14 protein-coding genes are annotated in these 17366 nt (G+C 59.7%); 10 read left to right on the forward strand and 4 right to left on the reverse strand.

Annotated elements, in window-relative coordinates; genetic code table 11:
* The first annotated feature begins 23 nt into the window (after positions 1-23).
* A complete protein-coding gene (locus GJU48_RS11550; RefSeq protein WP_155295992.1) occupies positions 24-1016 on the forward strand; it encodes a LysR family transcriptional regulator in 993 nt (330 codons plus the stop codon).
* On the opposite strand, the gene GJU48_RS11555 is transcribed toward GJU48_RS11550, so the two are convergent.
* A complete protein-coding gene (locus GJU48_RS11555) occupies positions 1013-1927 on the reverse strand; it encodes a LysR substrate-binding domain-containing protein (RefSeq protein ID WP_094953142.1) in 915 nt (304 codons plus the stop codon). The two genes, GJU48_RS11550 and GJU48_RS11555, sit on opposite strands and share 4 nt — an antisense overlap.
* A gap of 268 nt (positions 1928-2195) precedes the next feature.
* Here GJU48_RS11555 and GJU48_RS11560 point away from each other — a divergent pair, with 268 nt between their 5' ends.
* The 4 genes from GJU48_RS11560 to pgm all read left to right on the forward strand — a co-directional run bounded on the left by GJU48_RS11560 (position 2196) and on the right by pgm (position 8521).
* Positions 2196-3218: a zinc-dependent alcohol dehydrogenase family protein gene (locus GJU48_RS11560; protein ID WP_094953143.1), complete on the forward strand. Its 1023-nt coding sequence runs from the start codon at positions 2196-2198 to the stop codon at positions 3216-3218.
* A gap of 717 nt (positions 3219-3935) precedes the next feature.
* Positions 3936-5369, forward strand: a complete 1434-nt coding sequence (locus tag GJU48_RS11565; protein WP_094953144.1) for a hypothetical protein — start codon at positions 3936-3938, stop codon at positions 5367-5369.
* A complete protein-coding gene (locus tag GJU48_RS11570) occupies positions 5366-6772 on the forward strand; it encodes an aminotransferase-like domain-containing protein (protein WP_094953145.1) in 1407 nt (468 codons plus the stop codon). Before GJU48_RS11565 ends, GJU48_RS11570 begins: the two co-directional genes overlap by 4 nt.
* A 105-nt stretch (positions 6773-6877) precedes the next feature.
* The gene (pgm, locus tag GJU48_RS11575) at positions 6878-8521 is read left to right on the forward strand and encodes a phosphoglucomutase (alpha-D-glucose-1,6-bisphosphate-dependent) (RefSeq protein WP_094953146.1); all 1644 of its coding nucleotides are present in this window, start codon (positions 6878-6880) and stop codon (positions 8519-8521) included.
* A gap of 56 nt (positions 8522-8577) precedes the next feature.
* Here the strand turns inward: pgm and GJU48_RS11580 are convergent, their stop codons facing one another.
* A complete protein-coding gene (locus GJU48_RS11580; protein WP_094953729.1) occupies positions 8578-9273 on the reverse strand; it encodes a pirin family protein in 696 nt (231 codons plus the stop codon).
* 219 nt (positions 9274-9492) lie between these two features.
* Here GJU48_RS11580 and GJU48_RS11585 point away from each other — a divergent pair, with 219 nt between their 5' ends.
* Positions 9493-11943, forward strand: coding sequence for a UvrD-helicase domain-containing protein (locus tag GJU48_RS11585; RefSeq protein ID WP_094953730.1), 2451 nt, complete (start codon positions 9493-9495; stop codon positions 11941-11943).
* A gap of 64 nt (positions 11944-12007) precedes the next feature.
* On the opposite strand, the gene GJU48_RS11590 is transcribed toward GJU48_RS11585, so the two are convergent.
* Positions 12008-12280, reverse strand: coding sequence for a DUF1652 domain-containing protein (locus GJU48_RS11590; RefSeq protein ID WP_026013572.1), 273 nt, complete (start codon positions 12278-12280; stop codon positions 12008-12010).
* Positions 12281-12539: 259 nt separating this feature from the next.
* On the opposite strand from GJU48_RS11590, the gene GJU48_RS11595 reads away from it, so the two are divergent.
* From GJU48_RS11595 to GJU48_RS11610, 4 genes are all read left to right on the forward strand, one after another.
* Positions 12540-13349: a helix-turn-helix transcriptional regulator gene (locus GJU48_RS11595; protein ID WP_094953731.1), complete on the forward strand. Its 810-nt coding sequence runs from the start codon at positions 12540-12542 to the stop codon at positions 13347-13349.
* Positions 13350-13398: 49 nt separating this feature from the next.
* Positions 13399-14805, forward strand: a complete 1407-nt coding sequence (locus GJU48_RS11600) for an NAD(P)/FAD-dependent oxidoreductase (RefSeq protein ID WP_094953732.1) — start codon at positions 13399-13401, stop codon at positions 14803-14805.
* Positions 14806-14831: 26 nt separating this feature from the next.
* Positions 14832-15173 (forward strand): cupin domain-containing protein, encoded by a 342-nt coding sequence (locus GJU48_RS11605; RefSeq protein WP_094953733.1) that lies wholly within the window; start codon positions 14832-14834, stop codon positions 15171-15173.
* Between the two features lie 97 nt (positions 15174-15270).
* Positions 15271-16350: a polyamine ABC transporter substrate-binding protein gene (locus GJU48_RS11610; protein WP_094953734.1), complete on the forward strand. Its 1080-nt coding sequence runs from the start codon at positions 15271-15273 to the stop codon at positions 16348-16350.
* A 64-nt stretch (positions 16351-16414) separates the two neighbouring features.
* On the opposite strand, the gene GJU48_RS11615 is transcribed toward GJU48_RS11610, so the two are convergent.
* A complete protein-coding gene (locus GJU48_RS11615) occupies positions 16415-17200 on the reverse strand; it encodes a helix-turn-helix transcriptional regulator (RefSeq protein WP_094950585.1) in 786 nt (261 codons plus the stop codon).
* Between the last annotated feature and the right edge of the window lie 166 nt (positions 17201-17366).

Consider the following 17366-nt stretch of genomic DNA (forward strand, 5'->3'; position numbering starts at 1 on the left):
AACCCGCAGGGACCGCCTGTTGCATGAACCAGTTATCCGCCATGCGCGCCTTTCGGTGCATCGTTGACGCCAAAGGCTTTTCTGCCGCAGCAGAGCGCCTGGACACCACGCACTCGACGATTTCCCGGCAGTTGCAGCAGTTGGAGATTGAGCTGGGCGCCCAGCTGATCAACCGCAACACGCGGCGCTTCAGTCTGACGGCGGCCGGGGAGCAGTACTACGCTGCGTGCGTGGATATCCTCGACCGTCTCGACGCCGCATCCCAAGCCATCGCCCATGGGCACCAACGCCCTGAAGGCGTGCTGAGAGTCAGTGTGCCGCTGGTGGTGGGGACCTTGGATCTGCCGCACTGGCTGCCGGGTTTTCAGCGGCGCTATCCCGATATTGAGCTGCAACTGTGTTGCGATGATCAATTCGTCGATTTGGTTGCCGACGGGTTTGATGTCGCGATACGCATCTCCAGCGCCTTGGCGGACACCTCGCTGATTGCACGCACGTTGACGGTTTCCAGTCAGGTTCTGGTGGCTTCGCCGGGTTACATCGGCCGCCATGGTTTACCGCGTTCGGCCCAGGAGCTCGACAAGCATCACTTGCTGAGCTTCGTGGGGGCGTCGTCGGATTGGCAGCTGAGCGCGGCACGCGGCGCTGTAGTCAACGTCACGCCGTCGGGGCGGTTCAGTACCAACACTATCAGCGCGCTGCACGCGGCCACGTTGGCGGGGGCGGGCATTGCGTGCTTCACCCAGGCCACCGTGCACAATGATTTGGCGCTAGGCCAGCTTGTGCGCATTCTGCCCAATTACTCATTGGGCGAGCGGCACTACTACGCCCTTTATCCACAAGCCCTGCAGGACGGCTCGCTGGTGCGGTTGCTGCCGGCTTACAAACTGCGCGAACGGCGTATTTTCGCGGTGTACCCGTCGCGGCGGTTTCTGGATGCCAAGGTACGCACCTGGGTGGAGTGGTTACGCGAGCAACTGCCGGTGCTGTTGGGCGATTACGCCGAGGATTTTTAGAGGCTGTCGGGGTCGCCAAAAAACATCTGAATCCGCGACCGCAGCCAGCGTTCGCCTGGGTCATTATCCTGCGACCCACGCCAGGCCATATGCAGTTCGAACGTACGCACTGGCAATGGCGGGTCCTCTGCGCGCAAACCGCCTGCTGAGGTCAGCGCCTCGGCCGCATAGTCCGGCACGGTCGCCAGAATATCGGTGCCGGCGAGCAAGGTGCCCAACCCGTTGAACTGCGGCACGGCGAGGACCACGTGCCGTTTGCGATCGAGCTTTTCCAGCTCTTCATCGATAAACCCGCTCAGGTCGCCGGAGAACGACACCAGCGCGTGGGGGCGGGCGCAGAAGTCGTCCAGGCTCAGCGAGCCGGGCACGCTGTCGGCGCGCAGCAGTTTCGGCAAGCTGCGGCGCAGTACTTTGCGTTTAGCGTTGGCTGGTAGGTCGGCGGTGTAGCTGACGCCGATGGAAATCTCGCCAGAAGCCAAGAGGCCCGGCATCAGGATGTAGTTAACGCGGCGTACCACCAGCACGATGCCGGGGGCTTCGGCGCGCAGGCGCTTGAGCAACTGGGGGAGCAGGGCGAATTCAACGTCGTCGGACAAACCGATACGGAACACGGCCGTACTGGTGGCCGGGTCGAATTCGGCGGCGCGGCTCACGGCGGTGGAAATCGAGTCCAGCGCGGGAGAGAGCAGGGCGAAGATTTCCACGGCGCGGGCCGAGGGTTCCATGCTGCGCCCGGTACGTACAAACAGCGGGTCATCGAACAGACCACGCAGGCGCGACAAGGCCGCGCTGATGGCCGGCTGACCGAGAAACAGTTTCTCGGCGGCACGGGTCACGCTGCGCTCATGCATCAAGGTTTCGAATACGATCAAGAGGTTAAGGTCGACACGACGCAGGTCGTTACGGTTCATCTTGTGTCCTGGAAGAGTCAGCTTACTTGACGAGAGCGGCCACCTACAGAGCCCTTGGGTTCCATGTAGACGCATGACCGGCATGAATCTTACGGGGAAAGGCTGGTACTCTGCACAAGATAATTGAGTTTTCCTACGATAGCTGAGCTCAATACCTCAGTTGCGGAATCAATGACAAGCATGTCGACTATTAACGGCGACCGGTGGCCTTACCTGGAAAGCCCAGATAGAGTTCATGGCATTAGAGGTTACTTTGACGAGGTTTGCGATGTCCCGCACGATTCGTTTTCACAAGTTTGGTCCGGCCGAGGTGCTCAAGTGCGAAGAGCATGTAGCCGCGCAGCCCGCACCGGGCGAAGTGCAGGTGCGTGTCGAGGCGATTGGCATCAGCTGGTATGACATTCTATGGCGCCAGAACCTGGCGTCTTCCCATGCACGTCTGCCGTCCGGCCTTGGCCACGAGATGGCCGGGGTGGTTGTAGCCCTCGGCGACGGCGTGGATGACTTGGCAGTGGGCGATAAAGTGGCCAGTTTTCCGGCCGAGAGCCCCAATGATTATCCGGTGTATGGCGAACAGATCGTCCTGCCCCGTTCAGCCTTGACCCGCTATCCGGACGTCTTGAGCCCGATTGAAGCCAGCGTGCACTACACGCCGCTGCTGATTGCCTACTTTGCCTACGTGGACTTGGCGCGGGTCAAACCCGGCCAATTCGCCTTGGTCACCGACGCGAGTCACTGCTCTGGCCCCTCGTTCGTGCAACTGGGCAAAGCCCTGGGCGTGCGGGTGATTGCCGCGACCAAAGACAGTGCCGAGCGTGAGTACCTGCTGTCCCTGGGCGCGGAAAAGGTGATCGTCACTGAAGAACAGGATTTGCTTATGCAGATCAACAAGTTCACCGATAATCGCGGCGTAGACGTGGTGTTCGATGGCTTGGGCGGCCCGCAAATGTCGCTGCTCGGTGATGTACTGGCACCGCGTGGCAGCCTGGTGCTTTATGGCCTGCAAGGTGGCAACCAGACGCCATTCCCGGCCTGCGCCGCCTTCCAGAAGAACATTCAGTTCTTTGTGCACTGCATCGGCAACTTCACCGGCAAGCCGGAGCTTGGCATCATTCAAGACCAGGTTGCGTTGCAGCGTGCCTTGCGTGATATCAACCAACTGACGGCTGATCGCGTGCTGGTGCCGCTTAAAACCACGGTGTTTGCGTTCAACCAGTTCGTGGAAGCGCACCGTTATATGGACGAATGCCCGTGCCGCGAGCGAGTTGCATTGCAGGTTGAAGCTGTTTGAGGTGTAGGAATATTCGCAAAGGAGTATTCCAAACCCCGTGTGTATGGGGCAAATGCGCCATTTGACAGGGCTTAACTCGCACGCTGTTTGAAGCGTGCCAATGCCGTTTGGTCCTGTAAACGATACCTTTCCCCCTGACGCCGCCCTGAAATTCAGCGCGGCGTTGTTGTGTCTGCGTTATCGGTGTATCGCTTGATTATTATCTGAACTGGTTTTCTGCCAAGTTCTGTATCTGTTAATCATAATTTCAGTCCTGATAATTGAGTCTTCACTTTCAACTCAAGGACTGAGTAATGATTGATTTGCTGATACAGCTGCAGGCACTTCCTCTAACTAATAGTTCAGTGCCTGCGCGTGCACGCGCAGGCGGGTACTTTCAAGGCGGATTTCAAGCGGTACACAAACGAGGATTAAAGTTTGGCGAGTTATATTTGTCGGATGAGTCTTTTAATACAGGGTGAAGGTGGCGTAGGAGGCTGTCGGAAGATTCCTAGGATCTCTGCCGTAAACGGCCTAGATGCTTGACGATAAGGCCATCGGGAGCAATGGATGCCCCATGGGGAGTCGAGTAACCAGCCTATGTCGATTTGTTGCGGGGTGCTAGTGTTTATACATCGCGAGCATTCGCCGCGGGCGACATTCTCACAGACGCAATAAGTCGAACAACTACGTTCTGTCGTTATTCGAAACTGATATTTCAACTCAGGTAGTACAGCTATGAGCGCTATTCACGACCAGGCTATGAATTATGTTTATCAACAAGTTCAGCAGCGTTTGATTGGGTACTTTACCCGCGCAGAACGCACAGCACTTCAATTATTGATCCAGCGTATTGTCGTGGCCGCAGGGGGCATGGAGCAGATAGGGGATTATAAGGTGTTGGTAGCCCATGGCGGCGGGGAGGTCAGCAGCTACACCCTGGCCATGCTGCGCGCCGCACAATTGAGTATTGCCGGGCGCGCGCCGAGGACGTTCCAGCTGCGGGTTGCCACGTTGCGCCACACCGGCATGACCCAAGACACCCTCGATACGATCCATCGCGGTTACAGCCGTTTGTTTTTCCACGATGACGAACGGGTTGAGCTGCTGATGGTGGAAAACCAACAGGTGCTGCCCTTTAACTACCAGCGCCCGTTGTCCAGCGTCGGCTGTGAAACCAGCCAGCGCAATAGGTTGATGATAGGGCATCTGACCTCCGGCGATATCTGCGCAACACTGTGCAATGACACCTACTTGGCCCTGGGGGATTTCTATCAGCGTGTCACCGCGTGGAACGGCGGGGTGCATGCCGTGGCCAGCGGCGATTCCGCGCGCAAACAGAGCCAACTCCTCGCCTGGCTGAAAAAGACCGCCCAGGCCGCAGGCGCTACGCTGCCGACCGACAAGCCGGCATCGCTCAACGGGCTGTTCGCGCGGATGGACGAATGGAGCGAAGGCTTCTACCGTGACCTGTTCGGCGAGCACTGTGTGCCCAAGGCTAACGCCAGCCCGGGTGGGCATCGCAACCTGGCCTCCATCGGCATTGCCGACCTGCTTGAGGGCGTTGACCGCACGTGCGCGCCTTTGCTTACCGAGTTCATGGCCTATAACCCGGACCCGCTGGGCTTTCATTTCAGCCACCCTACGGTTGCCAACCCGTTGCTGATGGCGCACCTGCGCGGCCTGCAAGCGGAATGCCTGCGGGAGCTGGATTACGAAGAGGGTGTCGAAGGGTTCTTTCTACAGGCCGCGCAGTACCTGCGTGATCTTCAGATTCCCGATACGCTGATAACCCAAGCCATGAGCCGCGAAGGACGCGTGCTGGCGACCCAATGTGCCGAACAGTTCTTCGGCTTGGAAGAGGGCCAACTGATCTGTCTGTTGTTTTCGCCCTTCATCCATCATGGCGAACGGCTGGAAGGCTATTTGCGCCAGTGCCATCCGGGCATGCTGGTGGCCTTGCCTGAACTGCACAAGGTGTTGCAGGGCAAGCCTGTCGCCGAGATGTTGCAGCAGTGGCTCGCCGACACCAGCGGGGTACCGCTACCGTTGCTCCAGCACCTGTACCGCAAACGGCCGACGACGCTGGTTCCCGGCGCAACTGCACGCAGCCCACGTCATGAACGGCCTATGGCTGACGGCGAACTGGCCTTCCAGCTGTCCGGGCGATGACGCTGCGTGGTGAGCGGCAGGCGGACTTCGCCTATCAGGCGGTCTATCGCTACATGATCAACCTGATCAACGAGGTCAGTACCGACTCCCGCGTGAAACTGCCGTCGCTGCGCCAGTTATCCCAGCGCCTGAATGTCTCGATTTCCACCATTCAGTATGCGTACTCACTGCTGGAGAAAGAGGGCCGGGTGTATTCGGTGGCCAAGTCAGGCTATTACGCCTGGCCCCTCGCCGGCAGCCCTTCGACGTTGCCAAGTGGGGATTTGCTCGAGCGCCTCTACGTGGCCGCGCGGCGCCCTGGGATGGTGGTGCTCAGTAGCGATGAGCCTACGTTGCTGGTCTCCCTGGACGCGACGTTGCTACGGCTGGAGCGCGAGCTTGTGCGCCAGTACCCGCGCCACTTGCAGGCCTGGTCCCAGCCTTGCGGGGTGTGGGAGCTGCGAGCGGCATTGGCGGCGCGCTACACCTCGTCGCCCACTCGCTGCTGGCATGCCGATGACGTGTATATCGGCGCCGACCTGCGTGGCGTGTTGGAGATTCTCATCGAAGTGCTGGACCTGCCGGGCTCCACGGTGATTGTGGAGTCGCCCTGTGACTGGCTGATTCTGCGCCTGCTGCAAGATGCCGGTGTGCGCATCATTGAGTTGCCTTGGGCGGTGGATGGCAGCCTGGACCTGGCGGCGCTCGAAGGGATGTTACGCGGGGAGACAGTGCAACTGGTGTTGCTGTCATCAGCGGTCAGCCTGCCGTCGGGGGTTGCCATGCAGCCACGCGAGCGCCTGGACGTGGCGCAACTGCTTGATCATTACGGTTGCTGGCTGCTGGAAAACGACACCTATGGTGAGCTGAGTTTCAAGTCACCGCCTGTTGCCCTGCGCGATTTGGTCAACCCTGAGCGGCTGGTGGTGTTTTCCTCCTTCGAAAAAATACTCGGGCCAGAGGCGCCTTACGGTTATGTGCTGACCCGGCAGATGAGCAGCGAATTACAACGTCAGTTCCTGTTGCGCTCGTTCCGGTTGTCCTCGATTCGCCAGCGCGCCATTGCACGCGTCTATCACAGCGGGCGAATCGACCTGCACCTGCGCAGCTTGCGCCAGCTACTGCGTGAGCAGGCCTTGGACATGAGCCAGCAGTTGGACCAGCAGTTGGGTGAACACGTGACCTACCAGATGCCCGCCGGTGGTGCGACCTTCTGGCTAGGCTCCACCCGTGCGGTGGACATGCGCGAGGTATTCCAGCAAATGCTGGCACAGCAGGTGGTCGTGGCGCCTGGGGAACTGTTCAGCGTCGGCGGCCTGCACCACCAACATGTGCGCTTGAGCCATACCTTCCACGGGCAGCCCAGCCTGGAAGTTGTGCTGGCGGCACTGGGCGAGGCACTGCGGCAGGCTCAAATCGATTAGCGAATGAAATTTCTCTTGTGAGCGTAGGATCGATAGCGTCGCGCAGTAGTCCAACTCCCAGTAAACTGTCGTTTTTCTCAAAATCCTTCTTTTCGAGGTTTATGCATGACAATCAGTCCTTTTGCGGGCAAACCGGCGCCAGCTCAGTTGCTGGTGGATATCCCGCGACTGGTCACGGCCTATTACACCGGCCAGCCTGATGCAGCGATCTCCACCCAGCGCGTGGCCTTTGGTACGTCCGGGCACCGTGGCAGCTCGTTCGAGCTGAGCTTCAACGAATGGCACGTGCTTGCCATCAGCCAGGCCATCTGCCTGTACCGTGAAGCCCAAGGCATCAATGGGCCTTTGTTTGTCGGCCTGGACACCCACGCGCTGTCGACACCGGCCGGGGCCAGTGCCCTGGAAGTGCTGGCCGCCAATGGCGTGCACGTGATGCTGGCCGAAGGCGATGAATACACCCCAACCCCGGCGATTTCCCACGCCATCATCTGCTACAACCGTGGCCGCACCAGTGGCTTGGCCGACGGCATCGTCATTACGCCGTCGCACAACCCGCCACAAAGCGGCGGCTACAAGTACAACCCACCTAACGGCGGCCCGGCTGATACCCACGTCACCAAGTGGATCGAGGCCAAGGCCAACGAACTGCTGGCTAACAAACTCGCCGGGGTCAAGCGCATAACCCATGCCCAGGCGCTCAAGGCCGATACTACCCATCGCCATGACTACCTCAACAGTTACGTGGCCGACCTGGTCAATGTGATCGACATGGACGCCATCCGCAGCGCCGACCTGCGCCTGGGCGTGGACCCGTTGGGCGGAGCAGGGGTGCGCTACTGGTCGGCGATTGCCGAGCACTACCGTTTGAACCTGGATGTGGTGAACACCGAAGTCGACTCCACCTTCCGCTTCATGAGCGTCGACTGGGATGGGCAGATCCGTATGGACCCGTCTTCCAGCTATGCGATGCAAGGCTTGATCGGCCTCAAGGAGCGTTTCGACGTGGCCTTTGCCTGCGACCCGGACCACGACCGCCACGGCATCGTCACCCCGTCCGGCGGCCTGTTGGCGCCGAACAACTACCTGGCGGTGTCCATCGACTACCTGTTTCAGAACCGTCCCGACTGGCGCACTGATGCGGCCGTGGGCAAGACCGTGGTCAGCAGTGGCTTGATTGACCGTGTTGCTGCGCGTATTGGCCGTCGTTTGTACGAAGTGCCGGTAGGCTTCAAGTGGTTTGCCGATGGTCTGTTCGACGGTTCGCTGGGGTTTGGCGGGGAAGAGAGCGCTGGGGCTTCGTTCCTGCGCAAGGACGGCACCGTGTGGAGCACCGACAAGGACGGCTTGATCCCGGCCTTGCTGGCAGCGGAAATGACTTCGCGTAAAGGTCAGGACCCAAGCCAGATCTACCGTGGGCTGACTGACGCTTTGGGCGAGCCGTTCGCGATTCGTGTCGACGCCAAGGCCACCCCGGCGCAGAAAGCCTTGCTGGGCAAGCTGTCGCCTGAGCAGGTGACGTCGACGCAGTTGGCTGGGGAGAGCATCCAGCAGATCCTCAGCCATGCGCCGGGCAATAACCAGGCGATTGGCGGCTTGAAAGTGATGACCGAAAACGGGTGGTTCGCTGCGCGGCCATCGGGGACTGAGGACATCTACAAGATCTATGCCGAGAGCTTTATTGGTGAAGATCACCTTAAGCAGTTGGTGGAAGAGGCGCAGGTGTTGGTGGACGGGGCCATTTCCGAGTAACTGACACCCAGCTGTAAATGTGGGAGCGGGCAAGACCCCCAGCCCCAGACCGAAGATCAAGCCAAATCGACCAACACGATCTCACTGTCCTCAATCGCCGTCACCCGCAACACCTGCTCATCCTCAACCGCCACACCATCCCGAGCCTGTGCACGCAAGCCATTAACTTCAATCACCCCCGTCGCCGGCACCAGATACGCGCGGCGCCCATTGTCCAGGTGATATTCAGCACTTTCCCCCGCTTTCAGGTTGGCCGCCACCAAGCGCGCATCGGCACGAATGCGCAGGCTTTCGCTGTCACCCGCTTTGCCGCTGGCCAAGGTCACAAAACCCTCGCGGTCACCTTTGGGAAAAGGTTTGGCACCCCAGGAAGGCGGCAAGCCGGCTTCATTCGGAATGATCCAGATCTGGAAGATCTTGGTCGGCGTGGCTTCAAGGTTGTATTCGCTGTGGGCAATCCCAGTGCCTGCACTCATCACCTGCACGTCGCCGGCCTCAGTGCGGCCTTTGTTGCCCAGGTTATCGGCATGGCTGATGGCACCTTCACGCACATAAGTGATGATCTCCATGTCGCGGTGCGGGTGCTGTGGGAAGCCAGTGCCGGGCGCAATGATGTCGTCGTTCCATACCCGCAGGTTGCCCCAGTGCATGCGCTTGGGGTCGTGGTATTCGGCGAATGAAAAGTGGTGATGGGCGTCAAGCCAGCCATGATGGGCGCCGCCGAGGGTGTTGAAAGGTCGAAGTTCGAGCATGAGGGTCTCCTGTTGATGGTGCCCATGATCCAGCAGAGCATGATCGATAAAAAGCGTAAAAAATGCCTGATTCCAATCCATTAATTCGATGGGTTGCTGGCGTTTTGACTTTCACTTCATCGCCTAACTGTATGACGTCAAAGCAATTGGCTGGAACTGAGCGCCGATTCCGGCGACCATGGCACCTTCGCCAAAACCAACCTCATCGCTGGAGTCCGCGTGCCGCAACAAACGCCTGATCTGCCCCCCGAACTTCGTCCATTAGCCGAGATGCCTCTGCTGAAACGGCTCGCTGCGCGTCTTTTCGGGCATGGCCTGACGCGTTTACGTGCCCAGCATCGGTTTTCCTGGCTGCACGGCCAGGCCGACGGTTTTCGCAGCGGGCACGAGGCCGGTGTGGAATATGGCTATCGCGAGGGCAAGGCCGACGGTATCGAGGAAGGCCGGCAGGTGTTGCTGATCCGCGACTTTCGCCCCGATGAACACCGAGCGCCGGGCGTGGATGACAGCCTGTTCGACGACTGGCGGCTGCCGCTCACCACAGACGTGAAGAAGCGCATGAAGGCCGACGTGGCGCGCTTGCTGCCGGCGCATACGCAGCCGAGTGCGGCGCAATGGAAGATGATCTTCAGTGACACGCCCTCGACCTCGGTGATTGCGGGGGCGGGTGCCGGTAAATCCACCTCGCTGGTCCTGCGTATCCTGCTGCTCACCCATTACCTAGGCTTTGAACTGAGCTCGATGACTGTGGTGACCTTCACCCGCGAGTCGCGTAAGGACTTCATCAACAAGCTCATGGAGATTCTCAGCCTGTGGGGCCAACCCCTTGGCGTTAAAGAGGCTCAGGCCGTGGTGCGGACCTTTCACTCGCGCATTTTGCCGATGGTACGCAGCTTGCCGGGCTTTGAACGCCTGCAAGCCTTTGAAAACCTCAGCAGTGGCTTCGAAGACGCCGACAGCAACCCCTTCGACCTGCGCATCAGCGACGCCCAGCGCCAACAAATGAATGCCTGCTACCACCGGCTGCATGGCCAACACGCGCGCTTTCGTGAGCTGATTACGCCGTTGGCGCGCCAGGGCCTGCAGCTCAGGGAGCTCGAGCGTGACCACCCGGATGTGCAAAAGCGCGTAGCCGTGACCGAACTGGCGGCCAAGCGCGATGAAGAACTCTGCGATGTGATCGAAGACCTGTGGTTTCGCGCCGGTGCCTGGCCGATCAAGGGTATCGAACCAAGCCGGCAGACCTTCGAAATCAATGGCGCGCAATTTCATTGTCACGGTTACATACCGGAGCTGGATGCCTGGGTGGTGCTGGGCTTCGATTCGCGAGAGAACCCCCAGATAAGTCGACCCAATTCGAAGCTGTCGGTACGTGCAGAATGGGCGGTAAAGCGCACTTTGTTTCAAGCTTTCTGTCGTAAGCCATTGATATGGATAGATAGTTACGAATCTTCAAAGCGTCTTTTAAGCAGTCTGGCCGGCGACGCCAGCGCCGGGCCTGGCTTTGACTACAAGGTCAAAGGCGAGCTGGCCTCGGCGCCGCTGCTGGACAGTTTTGTCATGGCGGCCGGCTTTATCGAGAACCTCGGGCTGGACGTACCCACCGCCGTCGGCCAGATGAGCTTCGCCAAGGACGACCCGGACCGGTTCTTCTTTGAAGCCCTGAGCATTTTCTGGAAAGCCCTGGAAGACCATCTGCTCGATCAGGTGCCGCCGGTGATGACCTACAACCGCATGTTCTCGCTGTTCGGCGAGAACACCCCGGAAAACCTCAAGCTGCTCAGCGATCCACTGCTGCGGCCGATGTCGCACCTGATGATCGACGAGTTCCAGGACGTATCGCCGCAGATCGTCTCGTGGATTCGCGCCAGCCTGCGCGAAATTCGCAGCCGTGGCCCGGCGATGCACGTGGGCCGGGGCGCGCAACGCTCATCACTGCTGTGTGTGGGCGATGACTGGCAGTCGATTTATGGCTGGCGCGGCAGTTCGCCCAAGTACTTTATGGCGTTCAACCAGGAATTCCCGTCACCCAGCACCACCCGTGTGATGCTGAGCGAGAACTACCGCAGCCACCAGCACGTCATTGATGCCGCCGAGCATATCGTGCGCGCCGCACCGGCAATCCCCGGCAAAAAGGCCAAGGCCAGTGGTGAACCCAAGGCGTTAGTGCCGGTAACGGTATTGGAAAGGGACGATGCTGCGTTAGGCCGGCAGTTGCTGGAGCATTACCAAAAGGGCGAATCGGTCTTAATGCTGTATCGAAAAAGCAGCGATAAGTTATTGATTCAAGAGCATATTCAGTCTGTGGTTAATGTTGATTCTAGCTTGCCGCCCGCGGTGCGCCGATTGAAACAACTGACCTATCACAGCGCCAAAGGCCTGCAAGCGGACGCAGTATTTTTGCTTGGGGATTGCCAGCATGTGACCAGTTCGCCTTACAAGAACCAGGTCTACCGCATGGCGGGCCTGGGCAAGGACGGTGACAGCGAGCCGTATGACACTGCACAAAAAGACGAAGTGCTGCGCCTGGCTTACGTCGGCATTACCCGGGCGGCGAGCCATTGCTATTGGTATGTGGAAAAGCCGGAAGGCCAGGGCGTGAATGTGCCCAGGGCTTCGGAGCGAGTAGATGGGAAGAAAGCGTTTTTCAACGATCAGCGCGGTCAGTGAGTGAAAGCAATTTCAATGTGTGCCCCACTCCCACATTAGATAGACATCACCTGACAAATCAGCCTCAGGCGCGCAACGACAGCGGCGGTACAAAACACTCCAGCTCATCCTCTACCGCCTCGATGATGCGCTCCACATCGGCGGCATTCATCACGGTGGCGCAAGGGATGCCAGCAATGGCGATCAATGTCTCGCCGCTGGCCCGGTCGAACAGGCGGGCGACCATGCTGCCGGGGGCGTCCATGCTCCCCTCAAAGCCCATCGGATGAAAATGCCAGCGCATCAGCTGGCAGGCGTTCGGGAACGTCACTTTATTCATGTTGCCCACCTTATTCATTGAGCGCTTCCTTTAGCTCGCTGCAGGGGGCCACGACCTTCACGGGTCTTGGCGTCGAAGAACATCAAAAATAGCACTCGTTCGCACGCTCAAGGTGACTTTTTTGAGTCCGTTCGGCAGTTGTTTTCGATTAATTTGATGTGCGTCATCTCCTACTACAAACTAGGCGAAACGCCACTACTCAGATGTGCCTTTTGACGCCTGCACACACTGGTAAAATCCGGCACTCTCAGCTGTTTTATCCGTCGTAGAGCCCTACATGCCCAGCATCGCCCCCGCCGATGATTGCCAGAACACCCAAGCCACCGGCGAGTTGGTCTTGCGTCACCACTTGTGCTGGCGCCATCGCGACCTGGATGGCGTGATGGCCTACTACCACCCTGAAATCCAGTACCACGACTTTTTCCAGAACCGCGTCATCGGTTACGCTGAACTGCGCGAGTATCTGCAAGCCAGCATGCCGCGTGGCGCCGACGAGGCGATCGAGCACACTGACCGCATCCGCGCCGACGGCGACACCGCGTTCATCCAGTACCGCATTACCTTGCGCGGCGGCCAGGGCCTGGTGTCGTTTCGCACCAGCGAAGCCATCACCGTGCGCGATGGGCTGATTTGGCGGGTCAATGAATACGCGTCCCTGGTGCACGAGCAGCCGACCCAGGCCATGCGCCCCACGGTCAGCCGCCTGGGCCTGTCGCCCCAGCAGTTGGGGCATATGGCCAAAGACCTGCAGCAATACTTCGAACTCAAGCAACCCTACCTGGACCCCGAGCTGGACCTGCAGCGGGTTGCCAAGGAGTGTGGCTACAGCCGCAATCAGATTTCCTACCTGTTGAACCAGGTGCTCGGGCAGAGCTTCTACCGTTACGTCAACCAGGCCCGGCTCCAGCATTTGCTGGCCGCGCTGGATAAAGCCCAGCCACCGATCAAGGTCGATGACCTGGCATTCTCCGCCGGTTTCAATTCGCTGTCGGCGTTCTATAGCGCGTTTCGCCAGCACACCGGCCAATCGCCCAAGGCTTACGTCAAACAAATTTCTCTGCGTGCACGCGCGCAAGACAGCCCATAACCCCGCGCTCTAGGATCCAGCCTATCGAAACGAGGTAGGGGAGCTTGGCATGCCGGCATGGCGCAATATCAGTTTATGGATGGACCAGTTGGATGACCCGCTGGTGGCCAGGCCGTCACTTACGCATGACCTTGACGTCAACGTGGCCATTATCGGCGCCGGTTACACCGGCCTGTGGACCGCCTATTACCTGAAACGCCAGGCGCCCGAGCTGAACATCGCGATTATCGAAGCACAGACCGCAGGTTTCGGCGCCTCTGGCCGTAACGGCGGCTGGCTGATGGGTAATTTGCTCGGCGAAGACCGGCTGTTGGCCGGCCTCTCGCCGCAACAGCGCCGCGCCTCCTTTGACCTGCTGCACGGTATTCCCGATGAAGTTGCGCAGGTGTTGGCCCGCGAGGGCATCGACTGCGATTACCGCAAGGGCGGCGCGTTGTATTGCGCTGCGCGCTATCCCGAGCAGGAAGGCAGCCTGCGCCGCTACCTCGACAAACTCCATGCCCAAGGCCTGACCGAAGACGATTACCGCTGGCTGAGCCCGCAACAGCTGGCCGAACAGATCCGCATCGCCAAGCCTTATGGCGGTATCTATGCACCCCACGTCGCGACCATCAACCCGGCCAAGTTGGTGCGCGGCCTGGCGCGCGTGGTGGAGAGCATGGGGGTCACGATCTACGAAAACAGCCCGGTCACCCACTGGCAGTCTGGCAGCCTGCGCACTGCCAAAGCCTGTGTGCGCGCCGCTTGGGTGGTGCCGGCGGTCGAGGGTTATGCCACGACGTTGCCGCCTTTGGGGCGCTACCAGTTGCCGGTACAGAGCCTGATTGTGGCCACCGAGCCGCTGCCGGCCAGTACCTGGGACGAAATCGGCCTGAGCCACGGTCAGGCGTTCGGCGAAAGCAGTCGCCAGGTCACCTACGGCCAGCGTTCAGCCGACAATCGCCTGGTGTTCGGCGCGCGTGGCGGCTATCAGTTCGCCGGAAAGCTGCGCCACAACTTCGACCTGACTGACAGCGAAGTGCAGCTGCGTCGCTACCTGTTCGGCGAACTCTTCCCACAGCTGAAAAACGTGAAGATTACCCACTCCTGGGGCGGCAACCTCGGCATGTCGCGCAACTTCCGCCCACACATGCTCTGCGACCACAAGACCGGCATCGCGTTGTCCGGCGGTTACGGCGGGGAGGGCGTAGGCGCCACCAACCTGGGTGGCCGCACCCTGGCCGATCTGATTTTGGGTCTCGACACGCCACTGACCACCCAGCCCTGGGTGATCCGCGAGCGTGGCCTGGACGCGCTCAAGGCCTGGGAGCCTGAGCCCTGCCGCTGGCTGGGCTACAACGCGATCATTCGCAGCTTTGTCCATGAAGACCAGGTGTTGGCCAACCCCAACACCGCGCCTTGGCGCCGCACGTTGGCGACCGGCGTGGCTGGGTTCATGGAAGGTTTCATGCACTAAGCCGTTTCACTCACACGGGAAAACCCATGAGCATCACTCAATTTAAAGACGCGCTGAACGCCCACTTGCCGGATTCGTCATCGGTGGCCGTGCCCTTGGGCGAGCCCATCGCCGTGGCCTCGACCCTGAGCGTGGAGCGCAACGACGGCGTCGAAACCGGTATCTGGGCATGCACCCCAGGCCGCTGGCGTCGGCAGATCAAATCCCAGGAGTTTTGCCACTTTATCCAGGGCCGCTGCACCTTCACCCCTGACAACGGTGAAATCGTCCACCTACAAGCCGGTGATGCACTGATGTTGCCGGCCAACAGCACTGGCATCTGGGACATCCAGGAGACCGTGCGCAAGACCTACGTATTGATTCTGTAACGCTTTGATCCTTGACTGCAAAGTATTGATTCTGTAACGCTTTGATCCTTGATCGCCTGCCATAAAAACAGCCCTAAAACCGCCAGGAAATCGAACCATGAAAGCCATTGCCCTGTTGCCCTTGATGTTGGTGGCCTCTATCAGCCAGGCCGCCGAGACGGTGAAGATCTACAACTGGTCGGACTACATCGCGCCGGATACCACCAAGAACTTCCAGAAAGAAACCGGCATCGGTTTCACCTACGACGTGTACGACAGCAACGAAACCCTCGACGGTAAGTTGATGACCGGCAAATCCGGCTACGACGTGGTGTTCCCGTCCAACCATTTCATGGCTCGGCAGATCCAGGGCGGCGCCCTGAAAAAACTCGACAAGAGCCAGTTGCCGAACTGGAAAAACCTCAACCCGGTGCTGCTCAAGGCCCTGGAAAACAACGACCCAGGCAACACGCACGGTTTCCCGTACCTGTGGGGCAGCACCGGCATCGGCTACAACATCGACAAGGTCAAGGCGGTGCTGGGCGACAACGCGCCGGTGGATTCCTGGGACCTGATCTTCAAGCCGGAAAACATGGCCAAGCTGCAAAAGTGCGGGGTGGCGATCCTCGACAACGGCCCGGAATTGCTGCCGGCAGCGCTGAACTACCTGGGCTTGCCGCACCACAGCAAGAAGGCCGAGGACTACAAAAAGGCTGAAGATTTGCTGATGAAAGTACGGCCATACGTGGCGTACTTCCATTCCTCGAAATACACCGCCGACCTGGCTAACGGCGACATCTGCGTAGCCGTCGGCTTCTCCGGCGACATCCTGCAGGCCGAGAGCCGCGCCAAGGAAGCCAAGAACGGTGTGAACATCGGCTACAACATTCCCAAGGAAGGCGCCGCGATCTGGTTCGACATGGTCGCCATGCCCGCCGATGCGCCTAACGAAAAAGCCGGCTATGCGTTCATGAACTACCTGCTGCGCCCGGACGTGATGGCCAGCATCACCAACTACGTGCACTACGCCAACGGCAACGCCGCGGCCGACAGCCTGGTGGACCCGGCGATCATGTCCGACACCAAGGTGTACCCAACGCCTGCAATGATGGGCAAATTGTTTGCGCTGGAGGCGATGCCGCTGAACATCGACCGGATTCGTACGCGGGTGTGGAACACCATTCGTACCGGGCGATAGGTTTACCTGTGGTGGCGAGCGGGCTTGCCCTGCCCAGGCCTGCTCATCACAAACGCGCGCGCAATCAGGGATTTTCCAAATCATGCCCCAACGACTGGATAAACAACGAAAACAGCTCCGGCTGTGACGAAATATCCAGCTTCGCGTACAGATGCCGCCGGTGCACCTTCACCGTGTCCGGCGAGATCTTCAGGCGTTCAGCCATGGCCTTGGACGAGAACCCGCGCAGCACCAGCCGTGCGACTTCCAGTTCGCGGTCCGAGAGCACGCCGCTGCCGAAATGGCTCAGCGCATCGCGGATCTGGCTGTCCATGGCCGGTGCGCGTTGGGTGCTTTGCTGCCAATGCTGCTGCATCAACGGCAGCACCCACGCCGCCAGCGTGGTCATCAGCCCGGTGTGTTCACAGCTGAAGCGGCGCTGCATGCCCAGCGACAATGACAAGGTCCCCGTACCCGGCAATTGCAGAATGAACTGCACCTCGTCTTCCAGCACGTTGTCGTGGAAGTAGTTGAGGAAGTACTCACTTTGGCGAAAGTGGTCCGGCGCCACTTCCTCCAGGCGGTACACGCCACTGGCATAGCCCTCGCGGCAAGCCTGGTAAAACGGGTCGAGCAAATACAAGCCATTGAGGTACACCAGCATCGACGCTGGTTTGCTGCTGGGCTGGGCGTCGTACTCTTCCAAGGCCTGGGGCGGGCCATCCAGCGGGTAGAAAATCGCCAGGGCGTTATCGAACGGCAGGCATTGGTGCAGCAACAGCACCAACTGCTTCCAGAACCGTTCGGTGCCGATGTGCGCGACGGTGCGGCCCAGGCCCGCGTGCATGCCGACCTCACTGAACAGGCTCATGTAACAGGCTCCCGCCAGCAAAAGATCGGCCAAGGGTTCGGCTTTTAACGCGTACCGTCAAGGGGAGTACGCCAATAGGGGAATTGGCCTGCGTAAACGCAGCGTTTACTTTTGCCGTCATCCAGTGGGAAACATATCCCGCAAAAGCCCGACCTTTCGTTTCTGC

The sequence above is a fragment of the Pseudomonas sp. IB20 genome, assembly GCF_009707325.1.
Taxonomy (GTDB): Bacteria; Pseudomonadota; Gammaproteobacteria; order Pseudomonadales; family Pseudomonadaceae; genus Aquipseudomonas.

What these genes read in the sequence shown, in the direction of transcription:
- GJU48_RS11550 (WP_155295992.1), top strand. Translation starts at nt 24, where the DNA reads ATGAACCAGTTATCCGCCATGCGCGCCTTTCGGTGCATCGTTGACGCC.
- GJU48_RS11555 (WP_094953142.1), bottom strand. Translation starts at nt 1,927, where the DNA reads ATGAACCGTAACGACCTGCGTCGTGTCGACCTTAACCTCTTGATCGTA.
- GJU48_RS11560 (WP_094953143.1), top strand. Translation starts at nt 2,196, where the DNA reads ATGTCCCGCACGATTCGTTTTCACAAGTTTGGTCCGGCCGAGGTGCTC.
- GJU48_RS11565 (WP_094953144.1), top strand. Translation starts at nt 3,936, where the DNA reads ATGAGCGCTATTCACGACCAGGCTATGAATTATGTTTATCAACAAGTT.
- GJU48_RS11570 (WP_094953145.1), top strand. Translation starts at nt 5,366, where the DNA reads ATGACGCTGCGTGGTGAGCGGCAGGCGGACTTCGCCTATCAGGCGGTC.
- pgm (WP_094953146.1), top strand. Translation starts at nt 6,878, where the DNA reads ATGACAATCAGTCCTTTTGCGGGCAAACCGGCGCCAGCTCAGTTGCTG.
- GJU48_RS11580 (WP_094953729.1), bottom strand. Translation starts at nt 9,273, where the DNA reads ATGCTCGAACTTCGACCTTTCAACACCCTCGGCGGCGCCCATCATGGC.
- GJU48_RS11590 (WP_026013572.1), bottom strand. Translation starts at nt 12,280, where the DNA reads ATGAATAAGGTGGGCAACATGAATAAAGTGACGTTCCCGAACGCCTGC.
- GJU48_RS11595 (WP_094953731.1), top strand. Translation starts at nt 12,540, where the DNA reads ATGCCCAGCATCGCCCCCGCCGATGATTGCCAGAACACCCAAGCCACC.
- GJU48_RS11600 (WP_094953732.1), top strand. Translation starts at nt 13,399, where the DNA reads ATGCCGGCATGGCGCAATATCAGTTTATGGATGGACCAGTTGGATGAC.
- GJU48_RS11605 (WP_094953733.1), top strand. Translation starts at nt 14,832, where the DNA reads ATGAGCATCACTCAATTTAAAGACGCGCTGAACGCCCACTTGCCGGAT.
- GJU48_RS11610 (WP_094953734.1), top strand. Translation starts at nt 15,271, where the DNA reads ATGAAAGCCATTGCCCTGTTGCCCTTGATGTTGGTGGCCTCTATCAGC.
- GJU48_RS11615 (WP_094950585.1), bottom strand. Translation starts at nt 17,200, where the DNA reads ATGAGCCTGTTCAGTGAGGTCGGCATGCACGCGGGCCTGGGCCGCACC.